Source organism: Thioalkalivibrio sp. AKL17 (genome assembly GCF_000377885.1).
In the GTDB taxonomy this organism is placed as follows: domain Bacteria; phylum Pseudomonadota; class Gammaproteobacteria; order Ectothiorhodospirales; family Ectothiorhodospiraceae; genus Thioalkalivibrio; species Thioalkalivibrio halophilus.
This window is the reverse complement of record NZ_KB898773.1, coordinates 17,539-44,232: the sequence shown is the minus strand read 5'-3', so window position 1 is coordinate 44,232 and position 26,694 is coordinate 17,539. Positions and strand designations below refer to the sequence as shown.

25 protein-coding genes and 3 pseudogenes are annotated in these 26,694 nt (G+C 64.7%); 18 read left to right on the top strand and 10 right to left on the bottom strand.

Annotated elements, in window-relative coordinates; translation table 11 throughout:
* The first annotated feature begins 549 nt into the window (after positions 1-549).
* From D577_RS0113110 to D577_RS14175, 3 genes are read left to right on the top strand one after another with little or no spacing between them, the layout of a single operon-like run.
* The gene (locus tag D577_RS0113110) at positions 550-1,494 is read left to right on the top strand and encodes a LysR substrate-binding domain-containing protein (RefSeq protein ID WP_018947923.1); all 945 of its coding nucleotides are present in this window, start codon (positions 550-552) and stop codon (positions 1,492-1,494) included.
* A gap of 54 nt (positions 1,495-1,548) precedes the next feature.
* Positions 1,549-1,788 (top strand): DUF4160 domain-containing protein, encoded by a 240-nt coding sequence (locus D577_RS14180; protein ID WP_018947922.1) that lies wholly within the window; start codon positions 1,549-1,551, stop codon positions 1,786-1,788.
* Positions 1,748-2,011: a DUF2442 domain-containing protein gene (locus D577_RS14175; RefSeq protein WP_081617446.1), complete on the top strand. Its 264-nt coding sequence runs from the start codon at positions 1,748-1,750 to the stop codon at positions 2,009-2,011. Before D577_RS14180 ends, D577_RS14175 begins: the two co-directional genes overlap by 41 nt.
* An 11-nt stretch (positions 2,012-2,022) precedes the next feature.
* Here the strand turns inward: D577_RS14175 and D577_RS0113095 are convergent, their stop codons facing one another.
* Positions 2,023-2,649 (bottom strand): hypothetical protein, encoded by a 627-nt coding sequence (locus D577_RS0113095; protein WP_018947921.1) that lies wholly within the window; start codon positions 2,647-2,649, stop codon positions 2,023-2,025.
* A gap of 381 nt (positions 2,650-3,030) precedes the next feature.
* On the opposite strand from D577_RS0113095, the gene corA reads away from it, so the two are divergent.
* The 3 genes from corA (at position 3,031) to D577_RS14170 (ending at position 9,831) form a co-directional block, all read left to right on the top strand.
* Entirely contained in the window at positions 3,031-4,107 is a 1,077-nt protein-coding gene (corA, locus tag D577_RS0113090) for a magnesium/cobalt transporter CorA (protein ID WP_018947920.1), read from the top strand.
* Positions 4,108-4,483: 376 nt separating this feature from the next.
* Positions 4,484-7,993 carry a DNA methyltransferase gene (locus D577_RS0113085; RefSeq protein WP_018947919.1) on the top strand — a complete coding sequence of 1,170 codons (3,510 nt, stop codon included), beginning with the start codon at positions 4,484-4,486 and terminating at the stop codon, positions 7,991-7,993.
* Between the two features lie 233 nt (positions 7,994-8,226).
* Positions 8,227-9,831 carry an AAA family ATPase gene (locus D577_RS14170; protein WP_155985583.1) on the top strand — a complete coding sequence of 535 codons (1,605 nt, stop codon included), beginning with the start codon at positions 8,227-8,229 and terminating at the stop codon, positions 9,829-9,831.
* A 291-nt stretch (positions 9,832-10,122) separates the two neighbouring features.
* Here D577_RS14170 and D577_RS0113080 read toward each other — a convergent pair whose 3' ends face one another.
* The 3 genes and pseudogenes from D577_RS0113080 to D577_RS0113070 form a co-directional block, all read right to left on the bottom strand.
* Positions 10,123-10,404 (bottom strand): helix-turn-helix domain-containing protein, encoded by a 282-nt coding sequence (locus D577_RS0113080; RefSeq protein WP_018947918.1) that lies wholly within the window; start codon positions 10,402-10,404, stop codon positions 10,123-10,125.
* A pseudogene (locus D577_RS13745) lies at positions 10,401-10,751 on the bottom strand (type II toxin-antitoxin system RelE/ParE family toxin). The gene D577_RS0113080 and the pseudogene D577_RS13745 overlap by 4 nt, the downstream one beginning before the upstream one ends.
* Positions 10,752-10,916: 165 nt before the next feature.
* Positions 10,917-11,396, bottom strand: a pseudogene (locus D577_RS0113070) (SOS response-associated peptidase); the annotation flags it as partial.
* Positions 11,397-11,500: 104 nt separating this feature from the next.
* Between D577_RS0113070 and D577_RS0113065 the strand changes: the two are divergent.
* Genes D577_RS0113065 through D577_RS0113050 form a run of 5 tightly spaced genes read left to right on the top strand, consistent with a single transcriptional unit; the run spans position 11,501 to position 14,370 of the window.
* Positions 11,501-13,291: a DUF262 domain-containing protein gene (locus D577_RS0113065; protein WP_018947915.1), complete on the top strand. Its 1,791-nt coding sequence runs from the start codon at positions 11,501-11,503 to the stop codon at positions 13,289-13,291.
* Complete coding sequence (locus D577_RS14485) at positions 13,288-13,569, top strand: hypothetical protein (RefSeq protein ID WP_018947914.1); 282 nt, start codon at positions 13,288-13,290, stop codon at positions 13,567-13,569. Before D577_RS0113065 ends, D577_RS14485 begins: the two co-directional genes overlap by 4 nt.
* Positions 13,500-13,742, top strand: a complete 243-nt coding sequence (locus D577_RS14480) for a hypothetical protein (RefSeq protein ID WP_244263474.1) — start codon at positions 13,500-13,502, stop codon at positions 13,740-13,742. The genes D577_RS14485 and D577_RS14480 overlap by 70 nt, the downstream gene beginning before the upstream one ends.
* A 36-nt stretch (positions 13,743-13,778) precedes the next feature.
* A complete protein-coding gene (locus tag D577_RS14165) occupies positions 13,779-14,090 on the top strand; it encodes a type II toxin-antitoxin system RelE/ParE family toxin (RefSeq protein ID WP_081618849.1) in 312 nt (103 codons plus the stop codon).
* Positions 14,083-14,370 (top strand): DNA-binding transcriptional regulator, encoded by a 288-nt coding sequence (locus D577_RS0113050; RefSeq protein ID WP_018947912.1) that lies wholly within the window; start codon positions 14,083-14,085, stop codon positions 14,368-14,370. The genes D577_RS14165 and D577_RS0113050 overlap by 8 nt, the downstream gene beginning before the upstream one ends.
* 787 nt (positions 14,371-15,157) lie before the next feature.
* Here D577_RS0113050 and D577_RS0113045 read toward each other — a convergent pair.
* Together D577_RS0113045 and D577_RS0113040 are read right to left on the bottom strand one after the other, a co-directional pair.
* On the bottom strand, positions 15,158-15,463 hold the full coding sequence (locus tag D577_RS0113045; protein WP_018947911.1) for a DNA-binding transcriptional regulator: 306 nt from the start codon (positions 15,461-15,463) through the stop codon (positions 15,158-15,160).
* Positions 15,453-15,773 (bottom strand): hypothetical protein, encoded by a 321-nt coding sequence (locus tag D577_RS0113040; RefSeq protein ID WP_018947910.1) that lies wholly within the window; start codon positions 15,771-15,773, stop codon positions 15,453-15,455. Before D577_RS0113040 ends, D577_RS0113045 begins: the two co-directional genes overlap by 11 nt.
* Positions 15,774-15,940: 167 nt before the next feature.
* On the opposite strand from D577_RS0113040, the gene D577_RS14475 reads away from it, so the two are divergent.
* The 3 genes and pseudogenes from D577_RS14475 (at position 15,941) to D577_RS0113025 (ending at position 19,099) form a co-directional block, all read left to right on the top strand.
* Positions 15,941-16,120: a hypothetical protein gene (locus tag D577_RS14475; RefSeq protein WP_018947909.1), complete on the top strand. Its 180-nt coding sequence runs from the start codon at positions 15,941-15,943 to the stop codon at positions 16,118-16,120.
* A 27-nt stretch (positions 16,121-16,147) separates the two neighbouring features.
* Positions 16,148-16,621: pseudogene (locus tag D577_RS14160) on the top strand (transposase); the annotation flags it as partial.
* Positions 16,622-16,834: 213 nt separating this feature from the next.
* Positions 16,835-19,099, top strand: a complete 2,265-nt coding sequence (locus D577_RS0113025) for an EAL domain-containing protein (protein ID WP_026289078.1) — start codon at positions 16,835-16,837, stop codon at positions 19,097-19,099.
* Positions 19,100-19,307: 208 nt separating this feature from the next.
* Here D577_RS0113025 and D577_RS0113020 read toward each other — a convergent pair whose 3' ends face one another.
* Together D577_RS0113020 and cfa are read right to left on the bottom strand one after the other, a co-directional pair.
* Complete coding sequence (locus D577_RS0113020) at positions 19,308-20,645, bottom strand: FAD-binding oxidoreductase (RefSeq protein ID WP_018947906.1); 1,338 nt, start codon at positions 20,643-20,645, stop codon at positions 19,308-19,310.
* On the bottom strand, positions 20,642-21,772 hold the full coding sequence (cfa, locus tag D577_RS0113015; protein WP_018947905.1) for a cyclopropane fatty acyl phospholipid synthase: 1,131 nt from the start codon (positions 21,770-21,772) through the stop codon (positions 20,642-20,644). Before cfa ends, D577_RS0113020 begins: the two co-directional genes overlap by 4 nt.
* Positions 21,773-22,266: 494 nt before the next feature.
* Between cfa and D577_RS14470 the strand changes: the two genes are divergently transcribed.
* On the top strand, positions 22,267-22,806 hold the full coding sequence (locus tag D577_RS14470) for a hypothetical protein (protein ID WP_018947904.1): 540 nt from the start codon (positions 22,267-22,269) through the stop codon (positions 22,804-22,806).
* Between the two features lie 208 nt (positions 22,807-23,014).
* Positions 23,015-23,347, top strand: a complete 333-nt coding sequence (locus D577_RS0113005) for a DUF3634 family protein (protein WP_018947903.1) — start codon at positions 23,015-23,017, stop codon at positions 23,345-23,347.
* A gap of 9 nt (positions 23,348-23,356) precedes the next feature.
* On the opposite strand, the gene D577_RS0113000 is transcribed toward D577_RS0113005, so the two are convergent.
* Together D577_RS0113000 and D577_RS14385 are read right to left on the bottom strand one after the other, a co-directional pair.
* The gene (locus D577_RS0113000; RefSeq protein WP_018947902.1) at positions 23,357-24,121 is read right to left on the bottom strand and encodes an SDR family NAD(P)-dependent oxidoreductase; all 765 of its coding nucleotides are present in this window, start codon (positions 24,119-24,121) and stop codon (positions 23,357-23,359) included.
* Between the two features lie 39 nt (positions 24,122-24,160).
* Entirely contained in the window at positions 24,161-24,313 is a 153-nt protein-coding gene (locus tag D577_RS14385; RefSeq protein WP_018947901.1) for a hypothetical protein, read from the bottom strand.
* 104 nt (positions 24,314-24,417) lie between these two features.
* Here D577_RS14385 and D577_RS0112990 point away from each other — a divergent pair, with 104 nt between their 5' ends.
* Together D577_RS0112990 and D577_RS0112985 are read left to right on the top strand one after the other, a co-directional pair.
* Positions 24,418-25,554: a glycerate kinase gene (locus D577_RS0112990; RefSeq protein WP_018947900.1), complete on the top strand. Its 1,137-nt coding sequence runs from the start codon at positions 24,418-24,420 to the stop codon at positions 25,552-25,554.
* A 4-nt stretch (positions 25,555-25,558) separates the two neighbouring features.
* Positions 25,559-26,506 (top strand): nitroreductase family protein, encoded by a 948-nt coding sequence (locus tag D577_RS0112985; RefSeq protein ID WP_018947899.1) that lies wholly within the window; start codon positions 25,559-25,561, stop codon positions 26,504-26,506.
* The last annotated feature ends 188 nt before the right edge of the window (positions 26,507-26,694 follow it).

Here is a 26,694-nt window from a genome sequence, read left to right as displayed (position 1 = left end):
ATTTCGTGCTTCCTGACTATGTTGATGGTCACATTATAGGACAGCCACCAACATGCAGGAGCCTGCTTGCAGGCGAACGAGTTCCCGGTCCGGAATCTTTCGCCGTAGCCTGATCGCGCAGAGGGCTGCGCTCCTACGAGACCTCCCCCGGCCGTAGGAGGCCAGCCCTCTGGCCGATCGGGCCAGCCCCGGCGCCGGATCGCGCAGAGGGCTGCGCTCCTACGGGGCACACGGGGCACACGGGGCAGCGGTGCCGGGGAAAAGCGCGCACAAAAAAGCCGCATCGACACCCAGCCAAGAAAAAGCGTCGATGCGGCGGGGGACTCCCTTCCCGCGGCGTGTCGGGACACCACCCCGACGTGCCGGTCCAACGGAGATGTCACGCAGATACAGCAGCATGTCAGCAGCGTGGCAGGCTCTTCCGCCCCGGCGCCCCGATGAAGGCGCCACTGCGGGTGAGCACGGGGATTAGTTTCTACCCTGTCCACGCATGAGTAAAACAAGTTTTTGTCACGTAGTATGTGAGTCAGGTTCATGAAGGAGGGTGGCATGCTGGAGATCCGGCATTTGCGGGCACTGCACGAGATCGTGCGCCTGGGCAGCGTGACGGCGGCGGCCGAGTCGCTGTGCGTCACCCAGTCGGCGCTGTCGCACCAGCTGCGGCAGCTGGAAGAGCGCATGGACGTGGTGCTGTTCGAACGGCGCAGTACGCCGGTGCGCCTGTCACCGGCCGGAACGCGCCTGCTGCAGGCGGCCGAGCGCGTGCTGCCGGAGGTGGCCGCGGCCGAGCGCGACATCGCCCGCATCCGCGACGGCCGCGGCGGGCGGCTGTACCTCGCGCTGGAGTGCCACAGCTGCTTCCAGTGGCTGATGCCCTCGCTGGCGGCCTTCCGCGAACACTGGCCCGAGGTGGAGCTGGACCTGAGCCTGAGCCATGGTTTCGATGCCCTGAATGCCCTGCGCGAACGCGAGGTCGACGCGGCGGTGTCGCCGGATCCGGTGGAAGACCCGGAGCTGATCGCGCTGGACCTGCTGGAGTACGAGAACCTGCTGATCGTGCCGCGCGGGCATCGTCTGGAGGGGGCCAGCTACGTGGAGCCGGCGGATCTCGAGGGCGAGACCCTGATCACCTACCCGGTGGAGGAGGAGCGCCTGGATATCTGCCGGCACTTCCTGCACCCGACGGGCATCTCGCTACCCCGACGGACCACCGAGGTGACGGCCATGCTGCTGCAGCTGGTCGCCAGCGGGCGGGGTGTCGCCTCGCTCCCCGAATGGGCCCTGCCGGAACTGGAGGCGCAGATGCAGGGCGCGGGAAACGGCGCGCGGGGTTCCGGGCGTTCCGCCATCGCGCGTCTGCGCATGGGCCCCGACGGCCTGTGGAGCACCCTGCGCCTGGCCATCCGCCGCGAGGACGAGGGCCTCGCCTTCATGCAGGACTTCGTCGGCATCGCCCGCGACGAACTCCACCAGGCCTCCGTACGCCGCGGCTGAAAGGGACGTGTCTCGACTATACTGCTACCCTCGAAGTTAGGTCTGATACCAACGATGAGTCCAACCGTATTCAGAGAGAAGGGGTATCGATTCTTTTTCTTCTCGCGAGAAGAAACGCGCAAGCACGTCCATGTGGTTTCGGCGGAGGGCGAAGCAAAATTCTGGCTGGAACCGGAACTACAGCTGGCGCAGTCATGGCGATACAACCGGGCGCAGCTGAAAGAGATCGAGTGGCTGATCGAGGAGCACCATCATGAGCTTGTCAGCGCATGGCAACGCTATTTCGGAAGTTGAGGTCACGAACATTTCGGGGCATGGTCTCTGGCTGCTCGTGCGAGGCCAGGAACTGTTCATGCCCTACGACGAATTCCCCTGGTTCCGTGACCAGCCGGTCAGGGCCATCGTGAATGTGGAAGAACCATCCCCGGGACATTTCTACTGGCCCGATATTGATGTCGACCTGACGCAGGAGATCATTGAGCACCCGGAGCGGTTTCCGAACAGGGCGACCGGCTGATCGGCGCGGGGTCAGCAGCCGCCACCGCCACCACCTCCGCCGGCCCCTCCGGCGCCGCCGCTCGAGCCGCGGGTGCTTTCTTCCAGCCACATGGCCATATGGCAGGCGATGGCGATGGCCCCGACCGGGCGCGGATGGATGACCTCGACGAACCAGCCGTCGGTCAGGCCGGTTTCCTGCTTGGGCCGGAAGGTGGCGACCATGTCGCGGTTGTCGCGCAGGGTATAGCTGAACAGCCCGCGCCAGTCGGTGCGTTCGCCGTTGACCTGGTAGTGATCGTCGCGATAGCTGAACAGCCCGCTGAGCGTCTTGCGGTCGGTGCTGGTCTCCTCGATCTGCGTGACCGTGCCCGCGCCGGCGCGCCAGACCTCCTGGCGCTGCGGCATCCCGAAGAAGCCGACATTGCGCTGAATCTGCTGGAAGAACCCCGCGTCCGGCGGGTCGGCCAGGCGCATGCGCGTGGTGGCGAAATGCAGCTCCGGCTTGCCGAACCACGCCGCAAATCCGCCCGAAGGGCGGCGCAGCCGGGCGATCGGCGTGCCGGCCTGGCGCAGTTCCGCGATGCTGCTGGTCTTTTCGCCGAAAAACGGCAAGCGCTTGAGCGGGGAGATCTTCACGAACTCCAGCTGGCCTTCCACCGGGCTTTCCTCTCCCGGCGGCGGGGACCCGGGGCCCGAGGGGGCTTCGGCAACCCCGGAAGCCGCGTTCGGTGAGGGTTCGTCCGGTTGCCACCGGGCCGCCGGCCCGTAACCACGCCTGGCCATGCTGATCTCCTTCCTGGATTGCGGAGGGCTGTGCATTCAGCCCGAGTATAGGCACGGCAGCTCTCGCCGTGCCCCGCATGAATGCATGGGGTGCAATGCCCGGTCCTGTTGCCCGGCGCCGATGCCGAAGAGGCCTGCGAGATCGCTGAACGACTGCGCCGGGCCCTGGCCGCGAATGGGTTCGCGTGCGAGCACGCTCCCACGGGCGGGGGCGCGCACGGGCTATACTCGAGGCCCATTTCTGCGGGAGGCGTCATGAGCCGGCTGTTCGAAAAAACCTATCCCGAGCCCGGCGCGGCACCCGGCCACGGGGCCCATGCACGCGAAGACGTGGGCGAGGGCGCCCGGGCTTGTGCATGGCATTACGGCCATGAGCGGCTGACGGAGCTCGATGCCGACCGGATCCTGTCCGGAGGTGCGGGTGACACCGGCGAGGGTTTCATGTGGCTGCACCTGCAGGGTATGCCGGGGCCCGAGCAGCTCCGTGCCCTGGGCAATGCCTTCGGTCTGCATCCGCTGGTGCTGGAAGACATTCGTCACCAGGGCCAGCGCCCCAAGGTCGATTTCTTCGACAACGCGCTGATGGTCATCCTGAGCCACCCCCGGCATGAACAAGGCCGCATCGAACTCCACCAGTTCAGCCTGTTCGTGGCCCCCGGCCTGATCATCAGCATCCACGGTGGCGAGCAGGATCCCTTCGAGCCCGTGCGCGATCGCATGCGCAGCGTCAACCGCAACTTCAACCGCCTGGGTGCCGCGTACCTGGCCTACGCGCTGATGGACGCCGTGGTGGACCAGGGCTTCCCGGTGCTGGAAGAGATCAGCGAGTGGCTGGAACGCCTCGAAGACGCGGTACTCGAGCGGCCCGACGCCAGCACCCTGGCCGAGATCCACCGGCTGCGCCGGGAACTCCTGGTGCTGCGTCGCCAGCTCTGGCCTGCCCGCGACGTGGTGGCGCGGCTGATGCGCGACGACCTGGAACCGTTTACCGTCGAGCTGTTTCCGTACCTGCGCGACGTGCACGACCACGCCATCCAGATCGTGGATCTGCTGGAGTCCTACCGCGAGATGGCGGCCACCCTGATCGAGGCCTACATGTCCGCCATCAACCAGCGCTCCAACGACGTCATGCGCGTGCTCACCATCATCGCCACCATCTTCATCCCGCTCACATTCGTGGTGGGGATCTACGGCATGAACTTCGACCACCCCGAGAGCCCCTGGTCGATGCCCGAACTCTACACCTACTACGGCTACCCCGTGGTCTGGCTCGTCATGCTCGGCGTGGTCGCCGGCATGCTCTATTTCTTCCGCCGCCGCGGCTGGTTGTAACGCCCGGACACGGATCGGCCGGGGGGCCGGCCTCCTACCGACCAGCCCGCCCGTAGGAGGCCAGCCCCCTGGCCGACCGGGGCCCGGACGACCCACCGGGCCGGATCGGCCGGAGGGTCGCCCACCCCGCGTAGGAGGCCAGCCCTTGGCCGACCGGGGCCGGACAACCCACCGGGCCGGATCGGCCGGAGGGTCGCCCACCCCGCGTAGGAGGCCAGCCCCCTGGCCGACCGGGGCCCGGACGACCCACCCGGCCGAATCGGCGAGAGGCTCGCCTCCTACCGACCGGCCCGCCGGCCGACCCGGCGTCGGACACGGGACAACGGCGATCTGAATCGGTATCGTTTCCCCGGAAAGATCGAAGGAAATACGGCCGATGGACGCAACCGCCGAGGCGCCGGCACACGCCGACGAAGAACCCGCCGCAGCCATTGCCGCGCCGGAGCAGGTCGAGGCCTTCCTCGAGCGCTGGCGCGACACCGGCGGCTCCGAGCGCGCCAACTACCAGCTCTTCCTCACCGAGCTGTGCGCGCTGCTGGACCTGCCCCAGCCCGACCCGGCCAGCGACGACACTGCCGACAACGCCTACGTATTCGAACGCCGCGTCACCATCCGCAACCCGGACGGCAGCGAGAACCGCGGCTACATCGACCTCTACCGCCGCGGCTGCTTCGTGCTGGAGGCCAAGCAGACCGGCAAGGGCCTGCACACCCAGGGCTGGGACAAGGCCATGCTCGCCGCGCAGAACCAGGCCGACCAGTACGTGCGCGCCCTGCCGGAAGACGAAGGCCGCCCGCCGTTCATCGTGGTCACCGATGTCGGTCGCAGCCTGGAGCTCTACTCCGAGTTCTCCCGCTCCGGCGGCACCTACGTCCCCTACCCGGACCCGAGCCGCCACCGTATCCGCCTGGAAGACCTGCGCGACCCCGAGATCCAGCAGCGCCTGCACCACCTGTGGCTCGCGCCGGACCAGCTCGACGCCAGCAAGCACGCTGCCCGCGTCACCCGCGAGGTCAGTGCGCGCCTGGCCGAGCTCGCCAAATCCCTGGAACAGCACGGCTTTGATGTGGAGCGCGTCGCCCACTTCCTCAAGCGCTGCCTGTTCACCATGTTCAGCGAAGACGTCGAACTCCTGCCCAAGGGCAGCTTCACCGCCCTGCTGGAACGCCTGCAGCAAAACCCCGAGCACTTCCCCGACGCCATGCGCTCCCTGTGGGAGACGATGAACACCGGCGGCTTTGAGGGCCAGCTGATGCACAAGGTGCAGCGCTTCAACGGCGGCCTGTTCCAGAACATCGACCCCATCCCGCTCAACGCCGACCAGATCGGCCTGCTCATCCAGGCCGGCAAGGCCGACTGGCGCTTCGTCGAACCCGCCATCTTCGGCACCCTGCTGGAACGCGCGCTGGACCCGCGCGAACGCCACAAGCTCGGCGCCCACTACACCCCGCGCGCCTACGTGGAACGCCTGGTCATGCCCACGCTCATCGAGCCCCTGCGCGCCGAATGGAACACCGTGCAGGTCGCCGCCGAGGCCTGGCTGCAGCAGAACAAGCCCGACAAGGCCCTGGACGAACTGCACCGCTTCCACCACCGGCTGTGCGAGACGCGCGTGCTCGACCCCGCCTGCGGCTCCGGCAACTTCCTCTACGTCGCGCTGGAACACCTCAAGCGCCTCGAAGGCGAAGTGCTCAACCTCATCCGCGACCTGAGCGCCGGCCAGGCCACCTTCGACACCGAAGGCCTCACCGTCGACCCGCACCAGTTCCTCGGGCTGGAGATCAACCCGCGCGCCGCCGCCATCGCCGAAATCGTGCTGTGGATCGGCTACCTGCAATGGCACTACCGCCTGCACGGCCGCCTCAGCCTGCCCGAACCCATCCTGCGCGACTTCCACAACATCGAATGCCGCGACGCGCTGATCGAATATGACAGCCGCGAACCCATGACCGACGACCACGGCGAACCCGTGACGATCTGGGACGGCATCAGCTACAAGAAAAGCCCCGTCACCGGCGAACTCATCCCCGACGAGACCGGCCGCACCCCCGTCTACCACTACAGCAACCCGCGCCGCACCGAGTGGCCCGAGGCCGACTTTATCGTCGGCAACCCGCCGTTTATTGGCGCCGCCACCATGCGCCGCGCACTGGGGGATGGCTACGTGGACGCCGTGCGCAAGGTATTCAAGGGCATCGTCCCGGACTCCGCCGACTTCGTCATGTACTGGTGGCACATCGCCGCCGAGAAAGTGCGCATGGGCGAAGCCCGACGCTTCGGCTTCATCACCACCAACAGCCTGCGTCAGACCTTCAACCGCCGCGTGCTCGAACCGCACCTCAACGACAGCAAGAAGCCGCTGTCGCTCGCCTTCGCCATCCCCGACCACCCGTGGGTGGACAGCACTGACGGCGCCGCCGTGCGCATTGCCATGACCGTCGGCGTGCCCGGTGACCACCCGGGCGTATTGTCGTCCGTACTCAGCGAGAATGGCACGTTAGAGGATGATAGGTCAGTAAAGTTAAATAGTCGCTATGGAAAGCTATTTCCGGACTTAGCCGTTGGCCCTAATATCGCAGACGCACAGCTATTGGCTGCAAACTCCGCTTTAAGCTTTCGAGGGGTCTCTCTGATCGGTGATTTTTCTGTAACACGCGAAGAGGCGGCTCGGTTGGGTTTGGATGGCGAGATTGGGAGGAATAAAATAATAAGACCATTCGTTAATGGTCGGGATATCGCGCAAAGGCGCACCGATCGTTTCGTTATTGACCTTTTTGGTTTCACGGAAGACGAGACCCGAGATAAATTTCCTTCCCTGTTCAATTGGCTTATTGACCGCGTGAAGCCAGAGCGAGATGCAAAAGCACACACCAAGGACGGTGCTGCATACGCCGCCCAATGGTGGATATTTGGAAAGCCAAGACAGGAAATGCGCAAAGCGCTCCAGCGTACGCCGACGTTGTTGGTCACCCCGATGACAGCAAAGCACCGATTCTTTGTTTCTATGGACCATTCCATACTGCCCGACCAAGGTTTGATTGTTATCGCGCATCACCATGGAAAGGTGCAAGGAGTATTGAGCTCAAGGACCCATGTAACCTGGGCGCTAGAGGCGGGAGGCCGCCTAGGCGTAGGTAATGACCCTAGATACAACAATCGTCGTTGCTTCGAGACCTTCCCCTTCCCGGAACTCGACGACCAGCAGGCCGCCACCATCGGCGACCTCGCCGAACGCATCGACGCCCACCGCAAGGCACGCCAGGCCGAGCACCCGGACCTCACCCTCACCGGCATGTACAACGTGCTGGAAAAACTGCGCGCCGAAGAACCGCTGACCGAAAAGGAACGCACCATCCACGAACAGGGCCTCGTATCCCTGCTGCGCGAACTGCACGACGACCTCGACCGCGCCGTCTTCGACGCCTACGGCTGGAACGATCTCGCCGACCGCCTCGTCGGCCCTCCCGGCGCCACCACCCCGCTACCAGACAAACCCGCCGACCAGGCCGAAGCCGAAGAAGAACTCCTCAGCCGCCTCGTCGCCCTCAACGCCGAACGCGCCGCCGAAGAAGCCCAGGGCCACATCCGCTGGCTGCGCCCCGACTACCAGGCCCCCGAAGCCACCCAGACCACCGCCACGCTCGAAGCCAAACCCGAGGCCGCCGCCGACACCCCGACCGAACCGGCCAAAAAGCCCACCTGGCCCAAGTCCATGCCCGACCAGGTCGAAGCCGTCCGCCGCCTCCTCACCATCGGCCCCCAAACCCCGGACGCCTTGGCCACCCACTTCAAGCGCAAACCAACGAAGTCGATCCACCAGGTCCTTGCTGCACTCGAGATCCTGGGCCAGGCTACAACCGACAACGACCACTGGCGCCTGATATGACAATCGATCCGAAAACTCAAAGTATCGCCGCCCATCGCCGGCCCTATAAGCACGCATAGCAACAGCCGCGCAATATAACCGGTGGTTAGAACCACGCTGGCGACACATCCACCTGAATTCACGCGACTACCTAATGGCCAGAATCAATATATTTTGGACTATATGGGCGCACAAGTGACTCCAGGCAATGCGTGCGTCAGTCAACTCATCTTGCCGACCAAGGACATGTAACAGTGAGCGTAGCCATAAAATACAATAAAAAGGGGGATATGCACCAAGGTAACGCGCCGCTCGTTATTATTGGTCCTAATGGTGCAGGCAAGACGCGATATGGTTTGGAGTTGAGCCAGTGGAACGACGCCGAAACAATCGGCGCGCTTCGTAATATCGCCCTACAAGAAAGCATCCCGATGCAGTCACTCGCACAGGCCGAGCAGGAGCTCACGAACAAAAAGAAGGAGCGCCGCAGAAAACCCTGGAGCATTGCATCTGAAATCAATCACCTCTTCGCTAAGCTAATGGCCGAAGATTCCGCATCGGCTATGGATTTTCGCGACAACTACAAGAACAAGGGAGAGCCAGACACTACACGGCTGATGCGACTTCAGCATTCTTGGGAAAGATTATTCCCCGGGCGCCGCATTTCGTTCAAAGGCTATACTCCCAAGGTCATATCTGAATATGCCTCAGGAGAGAGTGAGTATTCCGCGCAGTCCATGAGCGACGGTGAAAGAGTTGCCCTATATTTGGCAGGTAGGACCCTTGAAGCGAAGCCGGGAGTTATTGTTGTAGATGAACCCGAGGTTCACTTTCACTCGCGACTCGCGATGCAGTTCTGGGATGAACTCGAAGCTCTACGGTCCGACTGCCGATTTGTCTACATTACGCATGATTTACAGTTCGCGCGCTCGCGAAAGCCGTCGGGGTTTCTGATCGTCAAGCCTGGGGTGGATCCGCAAGTGGTCTTGGTAGAGGAGGCGATCCCTCCGGATATCGTAGAAGAGATTCTCGCGGCTGCATCGTTCTCGATATATGCCAAACGGGTCATCTTTTGCGAAGGTAGCGAGTCAAGCTACGATCAGAAATTGTACCGAGCGTACTTTGCGGGGCGGAGTGACGCGGTAGTTCCTGTTGGCTCCTGCAAAGAAGTGGTCAAATGTACGGAAGCATTCTCATCAGCAGGATTTGTGGAGGGGATGCAGGCAATAGGTATCGTGGATCGCGACTACTTTCCAGATTCGTATCTGGAGTCACTTCCACAGCAGGTGCATGTGCTACCCGTGCACGAGATCGAAAGTTTGTTTTGCCTACGACCTTTGTTTGTCGCAATCGCAGGTCACCTCGGGAAATCAAGCGCGGATGCCCATACTTTATATGACAATTTCCTTGATGAAGCGCGGAGTCAGTTTTCTGGTGAGCTTCGTCTACGGCAGGCGTCCGAGCGGTTCCGGCGGAGGTGCAAGGATCAGTTCTACCGCGCCATTAATGGTCTCACAGCTTCGGGGAGTCAAGAGGAGGTGCGTGCCGTTCATGCGCGAGCATTGGACCCCGACGTTTGGTCGATTCCTCCGGCCGAACTGTTTGATGAGGAGTTAGCTGTTGTAGATTCAGCTATTGGGACATCCGAATCTGAGTTTCTTAGGGTGTTGCCCGGCAAAGTGTACTTTTCAAAATTGGCGGGGAAGCTCGGAATAGATAAAAACGTCTATGTGGGTTTGATAGCGGACGCACTTCAAGCGGATCAGGGTGAGGATTTGTATGGTTTGGGTCTTAAGTTGCGTGAGGTGTTAGCTGAGTTCCTTCCAGATGGTGCGAGTAACGGGGTCGAACCACGGTGACAAAATGCTTCTAAGGAAACGCTGATCAATGGCCCTGCATCCGACTCCATATCCCGCCGAAGCGCGTTTGGAAGGACATCAGGGCCACGGCGGCCTGTTTTGGCCCCCGGGGACTTCGGGGTCAGACCTTGCCTTTTGCCCCCGCATCAAGGGAGAGGCAAAAGGCAAGGTCTGACCCCCATGATTTCTGTGATTCCACGAGAGCCACCTACCCCATGGATCGCTGGACTACCCACCCATAACACGGTAGGCCGACGCTAGAACTTCTGCGATCAGGAGATGCCGACACAGCTACGCGGCGTCGAGGACCCGCAACTCAACGTGCAAGCCGGCGGCCGCTGCCATGTTCACCAGGGCATCGAGGCTAAACACGTCGACCTTTCCTCGCATCAGATCAGAAACTCGCGGCTGCGTGACTCCGAAGAGTTTCGCGGCCTCGCCCTGTTTCATTTCCGAGCGAACGAGATGGTCCTTGAGGGCCCTCATCAGAGCGGAACGCAGCTTCAGGTTCTCTGCTTCTTCCGGGGTGTTCTCAATCGCATCCCACACACTGTTGAATCGGTGCTCGGTCATTGGCCTATCTCCTGCAGCAAATCGCGATAACGCTGAGCGGCCAAGTCCAGATCGCTTTTACGGGTCTTTTGTGTCTTCTTCCAGAATCAATGGAGCACGTAAACCGCATCCCCGAACTTGGCGACATAGAGGACCCGAAATGCTCCGGCCTCGTCTCGGATCCGGATTTCTCTGACACCCTTCCCCACGGACTGTATCGGCTTCCAGTCGTCGGGGTCCCTTCCATGCTGGACTTGGTCGATCTGGTGCCCGGCCTCCCGTCGAGCCGACAAGGGGAAAGCACGGAGATCGTCCAGTGCCGTCGCTCGGAACACGACTGGCTTGGGGCCGGAACCGGACATACTCATAGCCTATACAAATTTTTGTATATTTGCATCAAGCCCGGGGCTCTCGTTGATTCACTCGGACTTGGACGAACGCTTCGGGATGTTCTGCTCCTGCAACATCAAGAGAAAGACAACGGCTGGGAAATGACACCCCCAGCCACGGGCCTGGAGCAGGCAAACGGTGGATTAAGCCCGGTCTACGGGATCAAGCAACGACCGATCGTCATTCGCCGGCCGATTCACTCGGGTGGAAACTGGATACGCCCGCAAAGCGGAAGGCGGCATACGGCGAGTGATATGGCGGACCTGCTCACGCTCGGTGATCTCGGGGTCTAGCCAATCCCATCGGCATTCGGCGTCCAGCGCGAGTGGCTGTCGGTCGTGGATCTGCGCCAGGTGCTCGGACGCAGGCTCGGTGATGATCGCGCAGCAGGCCCCACCGTCCGCGGTCGGCGCCCAGATGCCCGCCAGGAACAGCACGTCCTGCGTCGCGTCGTCGGTCAACGTGATGAAATGCGGCTGCTTGCCCTGTCCGGTCTTCTGCCACTCGAACCAGCCATCCGCCGGGACGATGCAGCGCCGATGTGCGAAGGCACTGCGGAAATACGGACTGCTCGCGACCTTCTCGGCGCGGGCGTTGATGGGCTGCGGCCCATCCGTTACCCGTGAGATAACGGGGTCGGACCACGGTACGCACTGGCTGAAAAGAGGACCCGTTCGTCCCTCATTCCTATCCCTGAAACCAATTGTGAATCACAAGAGTTGCTCCAATGGCCAAATACGAAGTCAAACAAACCGCCGTCAGCCAGGTCCTCGCCGACGTCCGCAGCGACAAGATCGCCATCCCTGAACTGCAACGCCCGTTCGTCTGGAAGACCTCTCAGGTGCGTGACCTGATTGACTCGCTCTACAACGGCTATCCGGTCGGCTACCTGATCACCTGGCAGTCGGTGGGCGCCAAGCTCAAGGGGGGCGAGACCGCCCGGCACCAGCAGATCCTCATCGACGGCCAGCAGCGCGTCACGGCGCTGCGCGCCGCAATTGCGGGCCTGCCCGTGGTCGGCAAGCGCTATGACAGGAAGCCCATCACTATCGCGTTCAATCCGTTGACCGAAGAGTTCGCCACGCTCACCCCGGCGATCCGCAACAGCCGCCAGTGGATCCATGACATCAGCGCGTTCTTTTCTTCTTCCAGCCAGCTCAGCTTCCTGCGCGGTTACTTCGAACAGAATCCCGACGCCGATGAAGAGCGCGTCGAGACGGCGGTCACGAACCTGGCCGGTATCGAGCATGCCCAGGTCGGTGTGATCTCCCTGGCTGATGATCTCGACGTCGAGACGGTGGCCGAGATCTTCGTCCGCATCAACGCCAAGGGGGTACCGCTATCCAGCGCCGACTTCGTGATGAGCAAGATCGCGACTTACGGCGATGAGGGGCGCAACCTGCGCAAGCTCATCGATTACTTCTGCCACCTGAATGTCTCGGGACACGCCTTCGACGACATCCGCGACAACGACACCGAGTTTGCCGATTCCCCGCACCTGGCCAAGATCGAGTGGCTCAAGAACCAGTCCGACGAGCTTTTCCAGCCCGAGTACACCGATGTGATCCGCATCGCCGGGCTGGTGGGGTTCAGCCGCGGCAAGGCGGGGGCCATTGTGAGCGAGCTGTCCGGCCTCGATCCGGAGACCCGCCGGATAGACGAGGAGCGCATCCCGGCCGCGTATGCGCGCTTCTCCGGCGCCCTGGACCAGTTGGTCAGCAAGACGCATCTTGAGCGCTTCGTCATGATGATCAAGTCGGCCGGCTTCATCGATTCCAGCATGATCGGCTCCAAGAACGCGCTCAACTTTGCCTATGCCCTCTACCTCCGCCTGCGTGGCAACGATCAGCTCTCGGAAGGGGAGCGGGCGCGGGTGATCAAGCGCTGGTTCGTGATGACCCTGCTCACCGGGCGGGCGGTGGGCAGCTTCGAGTCGACCTGGGAGACGGACTTGCGCCGGATCAATGAGCTGGGGGCCGCCGAGTACCTGCGAGTGATTGAGGAGTCGGAGCTGGGCGAGGGCTTCTGGGGGGTGGCACTGTTGCAGGAACTGGTCTCGCCGAGCAAGCGCAGCCCCGCGTTCCAGATCTACCTGGCCGCTCGGGTGACCAAGGGGGGCCGTGGCTTCCTCTCCAAGTCGATCAACGTCGCGCAGATGATCGAGGGCCATGGCGACATGCACCACATCGTGCCGAAGAACCACTTGATCAAGAACGGCTACCCGAAGCAGTGGGACTACAACCAGATCGCCAACTTCGCCCTGACCGAGACGCCCGTCAACATCGCCATCAAGGACCATCCCCCGCAGGAGTACATGGCGTGGGTCGCCGAGCAGATCCGCACCGGTGAGCTGCGTATCGGCGAGATCACCGACCAGGGCGACCTTGAGGCCAACCTGGCCGAGAACGCCATCCCCGACTTCATCGGCGAGGTGACCGCGGACAACTATCAGGAATTCCTGGAGGCCCGGCGGAAGCAGATGGCGGCGATGATCCGGGAGTACTACGAGGGGTTGTGAGCCGAGGCACCAACGCCTATCTGGCGCGCTGCGGTTCAACCCCGGAGGAGGGCGGCCGCCGCTGGGTGCTGGCGTGGCGGGGCACCGAGGCCGATTACCAGGACATCATCGCCGATGTCACCGTCTTCAAGCGCACCGCCGACTACCACCACAAGTGGCGCGTCCACGGCGGCTTCCTGACCGCCCTGCAGGCCGTCTGGGGCTCCTGGTGGAACCCGACCTCACGCTGCTGCTGGCCTGGGGCGGCCTCACCGGACTGGAGGCGGCCGGCGTGGTGACCCTGCCGTGGTACGTGAAGGGCGGCGTCATGGCCGGTTTCGCCTACGCCGCAGTGCAACTGCTGCCGAAGCTGTTGCGCCTGCTCCCCGGCAAGACGCGCACCCGCTGGCGTCTGGTCAGCGACCATTTCATGGAGGCGTATGCGTGTGGGGTGCGGGAGGGGCGGGGGTGATTGCACAACGGTACGGCGTTGCCGTATAGTCTGGTTATGCTCTTCATCGAGACCAGCACATTCAGCAAGCTTTTGCCGAAGTACCTCACGGACGACGAATATCGGGCGTTGCAATCGCTACTGATGCAGAGACCTGATGCTGGGGTCGTGATCAAGGAGTCCGGCGGTGTTCGAAAAGTTCGCTGGGCTTCTTCAGGTTCTGGCAAAAGTGGTGGAGTGCGAGTTGTTTACTACTGGAAGAAAACGGAACACGAAGTATGGATGCTGACGCTTTACCACAAATCGGAGCGCTCAACGATTCCGGGGCATGCTCTGAGGCAGATAGCGGAGGCGATCAAAGATGAATGACCGTGATATTGGGACCGAAATTCTCGAAGGCCTGAATGAGATCAAGGAGTACAAGAAGGGGAAAGTAGACCTCAAGACACGCCAGCTTTCCGAGCCATCAGCTCCTCAGGTGATCAGGCAAAAGCTCAAACTGTCACAGTCGGCCTTTGCCGCCCTGATGGGGGTCAGCATTCGTACACTGCAGGACTGGGAGCAGGGGCGAAGAGAACCTCAGGGCTCGGCTGTGGCCTTGCTGCGGATAGCCGAACAGCATCCTGAGGTTTTCAGCGAGCTCAATTGAAGAGCGTGTCGAACCGAAAGCTGCTCGCGTCCCGCCGATGCTGCACCTGCTCCAGCACATTGGCCATGACGGGCTGTCAGGCTGAAATCGACCCAAGAGTCGCCTGTTCCCAGGCCATTGCCATCAAGGGTGCTACAACCGCTCGGCGGTGGACGGGAAGAAGTGGGGTGGACCCCGAACGTTGGACCACTGACGGCCTCTGAGAAGTAAAAACCGGGGCCTCTCGGTCGGGTTTCATGTTTCCGGTCTGCAGGTCCAGGGGACTTCATCAGCCACTCTACGGCCAAGCGGCGCAACGCAGGACCGGGGAAAATGAGGGGCCAACCCCCACATCAGTTCGATAAAGCCGGGGCTCGGTCCATATTGCTCGCTGACGGCGTTGCAGCTCCCTTGTGCAGAGTGACTGCACGGCAGGAGCCGCGCCTTGTCAGCGAAAGGCGCGGGGCGTCGGGGTCAGACCTTGCCTTTTGCCCCCGCATCAAGGGAGAGGCAAAAGGCAAGGTCTGACCCCCATGATTTCCCACGTTGGGCATTCATCCAGTACTCCGGAAAAATATCGGAAGAGGGCATCCATCTTGTTTACATGCCGCAGCAGCCCCTCCTCCCGCAGGAGCCCAGCCCTTCGGGCGACGGGGCGCTGGATACGCCCGATCGGCGAGAGGGCTCGCCTCCTACAGTGGTAGGGCCCCAGCCTCGGCGGGGAACGGGCGTGGGGTGATCTCCGTTGCTACGGGATACGTGCGGACGTCGGGGGTCAAACCTTGCGTTTTACCGAGTAGCTGCCGCGTCAGGCTGCCAGTTCCCTTAATACATCGGGATGGCGGTCGGCGATCTTCAACAGGGTTTGCGCGGAGCCCGAAGGGGTGCGCCGACCCTGCTCCCAGTCCTGGAGCGTGCGGGGTGATACGCCAAGCAGCTGCGCGAAACAAGTCTGGGTCAGGCCGACTTTCATGCGGATACGCGCAATGTCGGGCGCATCGACGATCCATACGCGGCCTGATTGACCGGCCTTCATTTGCTGAACGGATTCCAGCAGCTCCCGGCCGATGTCCCGGTGGGCATCGCGTTCGCGAAGTTCCTGGTCAGTCTTCATCATATTCCAATGCCTCTCTCAGCTTGCTGAGCACATGCGCCGGAATGTTGTCGTCGGCGCTCTTGGCGTAGATCAGCAGCAACCAGATTTGCCCTTTCGCCATCCGGTTGTAGTAGATCACTCGCACGCCGCCACGCTTGCCCATCCCGGGGCGTGACCAGCGTATTTTTCGCAGTCCGCCTGAACGCGGTACGACGTCGCCGGCGTCCGGATTGCATGCCAGGTACGCCGCGAATGCCTCGCGAGCGGATTCGTTCCAGTAGTCCGATACGAGGCGGCTGAAGAATTCCGTTTCCACAACCGTAAGCATCACTCAATGATACGGCAATGCCGTACCGTTAGCAAACTGCAGCTCCGGGGTCACTGAGCTGCGGGGGAGTTACTGTCGAAAGTGGTGTACGGGGGGATTGAGGAAGGCGGCGTATCCGGCTGGAATGGAAGTGCGACCAACCAGCCAGCCAGAGGAGATACGCCACCATGGCTCACGATACGACAGACATCCCGAACGGACCAGAGGACCCGTTGACCGATCTGCTGCGCCGAGGAGCGCGGGACCTGATTGAGCAAGCGGTGGAGGCGGAGTTGCAGACGTTCATGGAGAGCTACGCGGAGGATCGCTTGCCGGACGGTCGCCGGGCGGTGGTGCGCAATGGCTAGCAGCCGGAGCGCCGGGTCCAGACCGGCATCGGCGATGGCGCGCTGGGCTTCTGGAAGGCCCTGACCCGGGTCTACCCGGACACCCGCCGCCAGCGCTGCTGGGTCCACAAGACTGCCAATGTGCTCAACAGGCTGCCCAAACGCAGCCAGCCGAAGGCGAAATCATCCCTGCAGGCAATCTGGATGGCCGAAACCCGCGCCGACGCCGAACAGGCCTTCGACGCCTTCCTGGCCGCCTACGGCGACAAGTACCCGAAAGCCGCCGATACGCTGGCCAAGGACCGGGAAGACCTGCTGGCGTTCTATGACTTCCCGGCCCCGCACTGGCAGTCGATCCGCACCACCAACCCGATCGAATCGACCTTAGCCACCGTGCGGCTGCGCACCCACAAGACCCGGGGTTGCGTGACCCGCAACGGGGTGACGTTCATCGACGGCATCGAGCAGACCGAACCGACCAACGACGAGGGATCCTCCATCACCGACCGGAGCGCCGCCTGAACCAGCCATGGCTCATACACCAGACTTGACCATAACTCGCGAGAGCCGGAGGGTTTACACATTGTTTGAGTGGTTGTTTATAGTTGTTGCCGTACACCAGAAAGGAGTTCGAAGCTCATGGCCGACCCATCCGGCAGCACCCCGCAATCGGGGGCCGTGCACAACCACTCGGACGGTAACTCCAGTCAGGATTTCATGCACGAGCTGCCGCGTCTGGTGGCTCAGCTCGCCGACCGCTGGTACACGATCCGGCAGCGGGGCTGCCGCCATGTGGACCTGGGCGAGATGCGTCCCCTGACCCGGGTGATTGCCAGTGGCCTGGCTGGAACTCCGCTGAAGGAGTGTCTGAACACCGCCCGGCGCATTGACGAACGCGTAGCCCAGCACCTTCAGAGCCCGCTGCCTCCAACGCGAAATGAACAGGAAACCATCGGTGCCCTGATCCTTCGTCTGCAAGCGAGTCTCCCGGAGGATCTTGCCGGATCGGACGGGGTTCCGGTGGAATCGGAGGCGGGTGATGCACGTACTCCGGTTCCCGACCGCCTGAAGGTCCAGCTGCTCGGCCCCGCCGGGGTCGCCCGTGACGAGCTGGCGCTGCAGCTGGCAGCTTCCGGCTTCCACGTGGACACCTTCGCCAACCTGCAGGAGGCCGCGGATTCCAGCCCCGCAGTGACACCCCACTCACGCGTAGTCCTGGCGGATCCACCAGGCCCGTCGGTACCCGACGACGCCATCAGGCTCCCCAATATCCTGGTCCTTCAGGACACGGGGGATGGCGAACATTCGACAACGGCCGACGACTGGGATGCGGTCCTGACGATGCCCACGATCCCTTCCGAGTTGGCGGCAACACTGGAGGGTCTGGTGGACTCCAGCCCATGGGACCCGTGGCGGGTCATGCTGGTCACGACGGGGCAGTCGACCTCCCTGGCCCGCGCGCTGCAGGAGTCTCCGGCCCTTGGCATCCAAAGCGTCGCGCCGGAAGAGGACGTTCCTGGCCACGCGCTGGAGAGCCTGCCCGAGGTCATTGTGATCGATGCGGACATTGCGGCCGACAAGGCCGCAGCGCTCTCTCGGGCCCTTGCCCAGGATCCCACGCTGTTCGACATCCCGCGCGTTCTGCTTGCAGCTCACGAAGATGCCGCGCTCGAGCCGCCCGAAGCGGCACCGGAACAGGTGAGTGGTGAGGCCCGTCTCTGTCGCCGTCGGCGCCGCGCCGCCCGCGCCCCCGCCACCCTGCAATCCCGTGATCTGACGCCTCTGCTGGATCACTGGCGCGCGGAGCTGGCTACCGAGCCCGGCATCGTCGCCCTGGCCTGTGTCGAATGGGACGAGGCCTCCAGCCTGATTCGCGACCATGGGGCGGCCGGTTTTACCGTGCTTCAACGTCGCCTGCTGGGGCGAATCTCGGCGAGTCTCGTCCCCGGGGAGCGCACCACCCGGTTCAGCGAGAACACCATCCTGGTCCTGCTGCATCGAGCCGACACGGACGCGCTTTCGGACTGGGGCGACGCCCTGTACGCACGAATCCCGGCCCTTCATGGTGCCGCGAGTCACGCACCCTCCTCCGGGGTCAGTATCGGCATCACCGCCCTTGCGGAGACACCCGCACCGGACGCAGTGGACCGGTCACTGGCGCTTTGCGCACAGGCACGCAGCGAAGGCGGTAATCGCATCCAGCTGGACCCGACGCTGAACACACCGGAGTGCGGTAATGCACAGGAGGACTGGCGCGAGGTGATTACCGGGGCGATTCACGAACAACGCCTGTTCCTTGTATATCAGCCTATCGCCAATATCGCCGGCTCCGATAAGGCCGAGCGCTACGAAGTCCTGCTTCGGATTCGCGATCCGGAAGGTCACACCCAGCTACCCGGCCCGTTCGTGAACATGGCCGGATACGTGGACCTCGACAGGGCGCTGGATCGCTGGGTGCTGGCGAACGCGGTGGACATCCTGGGCGCCCGGCTGCGCACCCATCCGGACTCGGTGTTCTTCGTAAAACTCTCGCGCGGGTCGCTGCGCGACCAGGAACTGCCCGCCTGGCTTGGTCGCACCCTTGCGCATGCCGGCCTCCCGGCTCGGGCACTGGTACTGCAACTGGCAGAGGAAGACATTGTGGCGGAGCCGGAACAGGCCGAACGAATGACCGAGGCACTGCGTGATCTACAGGTCGGGATTGCCGTCGAGCACTTCGGGCTTTCCAGCGAGCAACCGGCACAGCTCCTGCGCAGCCTGCGACCGGACTATGTAAAGGTGGCCCGCCCCCTGACCCAAGGGCTGCACGATGCCGCCGACAAGCTCACACGCCTGGAGACGCTATTGAATACGGCCCGTGACAGCGGCGCGCGCACCATAGCGGCTTATGTCGAGGACGTAGACGGCCTGGCCCTGCTGTGGCAGTCGCAGGTCGACCTGGTGCAGGGCAACTTCCTGCGTCAGCCGGACGAGGAGCTGCGCTACGACATCGAGTTCTAGCGCATGGTGTGGCGCAGCCTCCAGGCGCACGAGGGCCCGGGGGCTTCCCAAGAACACCCATCTGCGCCCGGGCGCCACGCCACAACGTGTACGAGCTGTTCGCGGCCATCGTGGTGAACATCGTGGCGATCGTCCGGGCATCCCCGATTTTCCGACGCGCAACAGAACGGGGGTCGAAGGGCAGTTTCGCCTGGAGGTCACACCGGCCTCAGCCCCGTTTCACCGCCTTTTCATAGAGTCCGGGAAAGCGCCCTTCGGGATCGTACTCGCGCTTGAGGGCCTCGTAGGCCTCGCGGTCGTAGTTCTGCCAGAAGGTGGCTTCGTCGTAGGTGCTGCGCGAGTACAGGCTCTTCTTGCCGCCATGTTTCGCGACCAGTTCCTCGACCCGGGTGTTGTAATAGCCGTCGGGCTCGCTGGAACGGACGATGTCCCAGAAGCCAAAGTTGATGTACGCCGTTTCGGGACGCAGCTGGAACAACGAGAACCCTGCCTCGGGCACGACAAACGGGCAGATCCACACCGGGCGGATGCCGATCTCGGCCTCGAAATCGGCCAGAAACGCCGCGGCGTTGCCGATCGGGATGTCGACGTCCTGGATCACTGCCTCGCTGCGCGGGCGCACGGCGTGGAGCAGGCTCAGCGGCCAGCGGCGGCTGGCGCGCATGATCTTCTGGTAGGTCACGCTCGACAGGCGCTTGCGCCCGAGAAGGAGCCGCACCGGCTTGAGGTGGGCGCCGACATTCCGGCTGCACCAGAACCAGTCGGTGTCCCAGCGCCAGAGGTAGTCGTGGATGCTCAGATAGTCCTCGCGCCGCTCGCGCAGGCTCTGCCAGTACTGGCGCATCCAGGTGTAGTCGCTGGCCTCGGTGTCCGCCGGCGGCGATTCCACGCAATGCGCGCGGGTGAGCACGAAATCGCCGGGGGCGAAGTAGACGCCATCGAGGAACGCGCAGGTCGGGTGCGCGCATTCCTCGGCGATCGCCGCGAACAGTTCCTCGGGATCGTGGAAGCGGGTGTGCTCCAGCCGGATATAAGGCTGCACCCGGATCAGCCGCAGCCGGACCCGCGTGGCGTAACCGAGGCTGCCGTAGGAGTTCGGAAAGCCGTAGAACAGTTCCGGGCGCTGCTCGCGCGAGCAGGTCAACACGCGCCCGTCGGCCACCATGACGTCGAGCTCTTCCACCGTGTCGTGCACCAGGCCGTAACGGAACGCCCCCGACTCGATGCCGACCCCGGTGGTCGCGCCGCCGACCGTGATGCTCCTGAGTTCCGGCACGATGGCCGGTGCCAGGCCGTACGGCAGGGTGGCGTCGACCACGTCGGCATAGGTCGTCATGCCCTCCACCTCGGCGACGCCGGCCGCGGCGTCGATCTCGATCACGTGGTTGAGCGAAGCCACGTCGATCTCCGTGCGGCGGGCTTCCTCTCGCGGCCTGAACAGGTTGCTGGTGGACTTTCTGAGGCGCACCGGCCCGTCGGACCCGGCCAGCGCCGCAGCCATCGCCTCCACCCGATCGCGGTGGGCTTCCCGGGCGGCGCTGCTCATCGGACCGGCTCGTAACGCGGCAGATCGCCGTGGCTGAGCACGAGCTGCCAGAGATTCAGTTTCCGCGCCCGGAAGGCGCCGGCACAACTCAACAGGTAATAGCGCCACATCCGGTAGAAGCGCTCGTCCAGCCCTTCGCTTTGTTTCAGCTCCGGCCAGGCGGCGACGAAATTGGCGTCCCAGGCCATCAGGGTGCGGTCGTAGTCCGGTCCGAAGTTGTGCCAGTCCTCGAGCACGAACAGACCCTCCTTGGCCCGGGTGAGCTGCGCCTCGGACGGAATCACGCCACCGGGGAAGATGTATTTGGCGATCCAGCGGTCGGTACTCCTGCGGCTTACGTTGCCCCCGATGGTGTGCAGCAGCATCAGGCCGCCCGGCTTCAGGCGGGCGCGCGCGAGCTCGAAGAAGGCGCGAAAGTTCTGCGGGCCGACGTGCTCCATCAGGCCGATGCTCACCACACGATCGTATTGCCGGGATTCCCTGGCCGCCTCGCGGTAGTCCTGCTGCCGGACATCGACCGGCAGCCCCTCGCAGAGTCCCCTCGCGTACTCCACCTGCTGGCGGCTGATGTTGTAGCTGTCCACCTCGCATCCGTGCTCGGCAGCCAGAAACCGGGCCAGTTCGCCGAACCCGCCGCCCAGCTCGAGCACACGCATGCCCGGCTCCAGATGCAGCTTGCGCGCGATGAGCTCCAGTTTCGCGCGCTGTGCCGCGTCCAGCGTCGCGTTGGCCCCGTCGGGGCCGTAATAGGCGCAGGTGTACTGCATGGTCGGTCCGAGCATCGCCTCGTAGAGCCGGTTCGAAAGGTCGTAGTGCTGCTCCGCGACCCGCCGCGAACGCCTTCGGCTCTGCTCATTGGCGAGCCGGCTCAGCAGCACCCGGCCGAGCACCGCCGGGCTGCGCAGCTTGCGCTCCAGGCGCGCCCGGAGGGTCCGGAAGAACAGCTCGTCGAGCCGCTCGACGTCCCACCAGCCGTCCATATAGGCCTCGCCGGCGCCAAGCGACCCCTCGGCCAGAATCCTCTGATACAGCCGCTCGTCGTGGACCTGAATATCCCGGGGCCGCTCGCCGCCGACCTCGACGTCAGCGCTGCGCAGCAGTTCCGTGACTTGTTGTCTTGCTGACATGCCAGTTCTCCCTGTAGCAATCGAATGGCCGGTTTGCCCCTTCCCCCGGCGAGAAGCCTGCCGCCTTGCCAGCCGTAACAACCATTGAAACAACAGGAAATAACGGAGTCGGACCACGATAATCTCCGGAATCTCTCCGAAGATAGACGTTGAATCGGGCGCAAACAGACCCCTGAAGCGGAAATTCTGATCATTCAAGTAAACACTGATTTACCGGCGTTTCCGGGCGGCGCATGGATGTGCCGCCGGAATCGGCCACCGCAGGTGATTGATTCCGAAACAGACTGCACCCCCTTCCTGATTGGCACTGAAATCCCGCACAGGCCCTGCGGGGCAGTCATCGAAGCGCTGCTGTCGGGCATCAATGTGCGCTTCCGAACAGAGTTCCGGTCGGCGGGTGTCAAGGATGAGGGAGTGTGGTCAGGCATTGACGGACAGCATGCCGGCCGCAACCACTCATCTTGCCGCTGGCCGCAGGCTGGCAGGAGACCACCATGTTCACCCTGAAGAGCCTGTTCTTCGGAGAACGCTCGGTAACGAAGGTCGCGGGTCTGTTCGGTTCGTGCGCAGGCGCAGAAGAGGCGGCGCGAACGTTGCTGGACGGTTCCACCCTGACGGCCTCGCAGATCACGGTGCTGGGGCCGCCCAACGGCGAGACGGAGCGGCGCGCTATTCTCAACCATGCCATTGCGCCCGAGGCCCGGGGTCTCCGTCGGACGTCGATCAGGGCCCATGTCATGATGGGTGGACTCGGCATGCTGACGGGCGGCGTGCTGTTCGCGTTCCTGGCGGGGAGTGGTGGAGCCCCCGGCATGCTCGCCGATCCGGGTATCGGTGTGGGCGCGTTGCTCGGCCTCATGGCGGGTGCCGCGCTGGCGATCCGGCTGGACCAGGGGCATGTCATCGAGGTGGTCGGCCGTACGCTGGAGCACGGCGGCTGGGCCGTGGTGGCCCGCCCGAAAGACCCCGAGCAGACGCATCAGGTCGTGGCATCGCTGCGATCCGGGAGTGAGCGGATCGTGCGCAGCCTGTAACCGGCCCGGCTGCTGGCGGCTCTGACCATTGTCTGGCCGGAGCGTACGTTTCGGGCCCGTCTGGTGTTGCTGGAGCTGGTTCTGGCAGGGTATATCGGAGCCCCCTGACCAGCGACTCCATGGCCCGTGAAGTCAACATGACGCTCGATTGTTCGCCCGCGGAGCCGCACGTGATCAGTGTTTCCCTTGTCCTGTCGTGCAATCCACTATGCTGCTCACGTTACTCTTCATGTTTGGTGTGCTGGCGCTGGGCATCGCGCTGATGCTGTGGCACGCACGGCTGGTGTTTACGGTGGAGCTGCGTGACGGCACCGCCCGTGCGCGGCGCGGCAAGCCGCCGAGGGCGTTCCTGCGCGGCTGCGAGGACGTGGCACGTCAGTACCGCATCCAGCGCGGGCGGATCCATGCGGTACGCACGGACGGAGGCGTTCAGCTGCGCTTCTCGCGCGATCTCCCGCAGAACACCCACCAGGCCTTTCGCAACGTCTGGACCCCGCCACCGGGTGGTGGCGGAGGCGGCGGCATGCGCGCGACGGGTTAGGGCCCCGGGTTACTGCGAGCAGAGGCCGCCGTCGACGACGTAGGTGTTGCCGGTGCAGCCGGAGGCGGCGTCGGACAGCAGGAACGCGGCCATGCCGGCGCATTCCTCGTTGTTGACGTAGCGACCCAGCGGGATGCGCGCCTCGAAGGACTGGTGCACCTCGTCGGCATGGCCGGGGTTCGCCTGTTCTTCGATGGATTCCATCATGCGGTTGGCGACCGGGCCCGGGTTGAGGGTGTTGACGCGGATGTTCTCCGGCCCGAGTTCGGCGGCCAGGCACTTCATCATGCCCACCACCGCATGCTTGCTGGATACGTACGGCGAGAGACCGCCGAAGCCGCGCAGTCCAGCCACGCTGGAGGTGATGACGATGCTGCCGCCGTTGCCGCGGCGCAGTGCCGGCAGGGCCGCCTCCGCGCCCAGGCGCACGCCCTGCACGTTGACGGCGAAGACCTTGTCCCAGGCGGCATCGGTGCGGCTGTCGAACGGACCGATCTCGCCCTCGATCCCGGCGTTGAGGAACACGCCATCGAGGCGGCCGAAACGATCCAGGGCGGTGGCGACCATGCGTTCGTTGTCCTCGCGCCGGGTCACGTCGACAGCCAGGCCCACCGCGCGCTCGCCGAGCGAGCGGGCGATGTCTTCCACCGGGCCCGCCTCGCGGTCGGTGATGACCAGGCTGGCGCCCTGTTCATACAGCTTGCGCGCCGTGCTCTCGCCGATGCCCCCGGCGCCGCCGGTGATGGCGATGACCTTGCCTTCCAGATCACTCATGTCGCTTCTCCGTGTCGTGAATTCGATGGGACCAACGTATCAGTTGCCGCCGCGGGTTCGCAGATGCAGCCACCGGCCGATGAACGCGATCCCGAGGATGATCCAGCCAACGGGATATGGCAGCACGCCGGCGAAGAAGGCCGCGAGTGTGGCAGCCAGCAGCAGGCCGATGATCAACAGCGGGATGTCCATGTACGTTCGAGCCGTGGGTCAGGCGAAGGTTCGTTGTGCCATCGTCCATAATGAGGGGTGTGGCAACGGACGGACGTGACAGGTCGCGGACTCGGGAGGGGAGCTTGGCGGAGCCGCTGCGGGTGGTGGTGTGCCCGGACAGTTTCAAGGGCAGTCTGGCGGCGGAGGAGGTGGCCGCGGCGATGGTGCGCGGCGTGCTTGCGGCGCGGCCGGATGCCCGGGTGCAAGCCCTGCCGATGGCCGATGGCGGCGAGGGCACCGCATGGCGTGTAAGCCGGGCGGCGGGCTGGGAATGGCGCCAGGCGCGGGTCACCGGCCCCGACGGAACGGCGCTGCAGGCCGGCTGGGGACTGGACCCGCAGGGTCGCCGGGCGGTGCTGGACGTCGCCACGGCCTGCGGTCTCGACCGGATCCCCGCGGGGCGCCGCGATCCCTGGCAGCTGGATACCCGGGGCGTGGGCGAACTGATGCGCGCGGCGCTGGATGCGGGGGCCCGGCATCTGCTGGTGGGCCTGGGCGGCAGTGGCACGGTGGACGGGGGCGCGGGCCTGCTGGCAGCACTGGGCGTGCGGTTCCGGGATGCGGACGGATGTGCGCTGGCGCCGCATCCGGCGGCGCTGGGGGCCCTCGTGCAGGCCGATTTCGCGGAGCTGGATCCGCGCCTGGGCGAGGTCGATATCACGCTGCTGAGCGACGTGGACAACCCGCTGATCGGCCCGCAGGGGGCGGCGGCGGTGTTCGGACCGCAGAAGGGCCTGGCGGTGGACGACGTCGCGGCGATGGATGCCTGCATGCAGCGCCTGGCGGGGGTCATCGAGGCCGCCGGATGGCTGCAGCGGCCGGTGGATGCACCGGGTGCCGGGGCGGCCGGCGGGCTGGGCTTCGCGCTGGGCTGCGTGCTGGGCGGGACCGCGCGCATGGGGGCGACGTACGTGGCCGACCTGATCGGTCTGGATGCGGCGGTGCGCGAGGCGGACCGGGTGATCACCGGCGAGGGCCGGCTGGATGGCCAGACCGCGCATGGCAAGGTGGTGGCCGAGGTGTTGCGACGCGCCGAGGGGCCGGGCGTGCCGGTGGCGGCGGTGGCCGGTTCCGTGGATGCCGATGCGGACGAACTGGCCGCGCTGGGCCTGACCGACGTGCGCGCCCTGTGTGACGGGAGTCTGACCCTGGAAGAAGCCATGGCGCATCCGGCCGATGCTATTGCGGCGCGCACCCGTTCCCTGATCGAAGAGGCATGACCCCATGGATCTCGACCCCGTCATCCGGAACTGGCTGGAGCTTGCCGCGCAGGCCCCGTCGTCGCACAACAGCCAGCCGTGGCGGTTCCGCGTGGCGCGTGATGGGGTGGAGGTCTGGACCGACCCGGAGCGGGTCCTGCCGGTCTCCGATCCCGGCGGGCGCGAGCGGGTGATCAGCGTGGGCTGCGCGGTGATGAACCTGCGGGTGGCTGCGGCGGCTGACGGCCGGGGGCTGAACGTGCGTCCGGAACAGGCCGGTCCCGGACCGTACGTGCGCCTGCTGAACACGACCCACGCAGGCGCCGATCTGCAGACGCTGCCGCTACTGAAGGAGTGGATCCCTCGGCGCCGCTCGTGGCGCGGACGTTTCCGTCCGGACCCGGTGCCGCCGGAGGTGGTGGATGCGCTGGTCGCCGCGGCGCGCCAGGAGGGCGTCTGGTTGCGGCCGGTGACCGGGACGGAGCCGCGTCGCGAGATCGTAAGGCTGGTGCGGGAGGCGACGCGTGAGCAGTGGCGCAACCCGGCCTGGCGGGCGGAGCTGGCGCACTGGATGCGCCCGGCGGCCGCAGGCGACGGGCTGCCGGTGGGGCGCTTCACCGGCGGTCTGACCCGCTGGGCCGTGCGCCGGCTGGTGTCGCCCCGGCGGATGGCCCGTGCCGAGGCTCGGGTGGCGAGCCGGGCGCCGGTCCTGCTGGCGCTGGGGACGGGGATCGACGGGCCGATGCAGTCGCTGGCCGCCGGGCAGGGCCTGCAGCGGGTGCTGCTGGAGGCCGCGCGTCACGGGTTCTGCGCGCGCTATCTGAATCAGCCGCTGCAGCTGCCGGAGCGACGTGCGGAGCTGGCAGAGCAGCTGGGCCGCGGGCAACCGCAGCTGCTGTTCGCGCTGGGGCGCCCGGACGGGACCCCGCGGGCGACGCCCCGGCGGCCGGTGGAATTGCTGCTCCGGACGTGACGCCGGATCGGCCAGGGGGCTGGCCTCCTGCGGGGCGTCGGATCGGCCAGGGGGCTGGCCTCCTACGACGGATGGGGCCCTGCCCCCGGTAGGAGGCCGGCCCCCCGGCCGATTGTGCGTTCGGGGAATCTCCTGCGCCGGGTCGGCCAGGGGGCTGGCCTCCTGCGGGACCGGGGGGGCGTGTACGG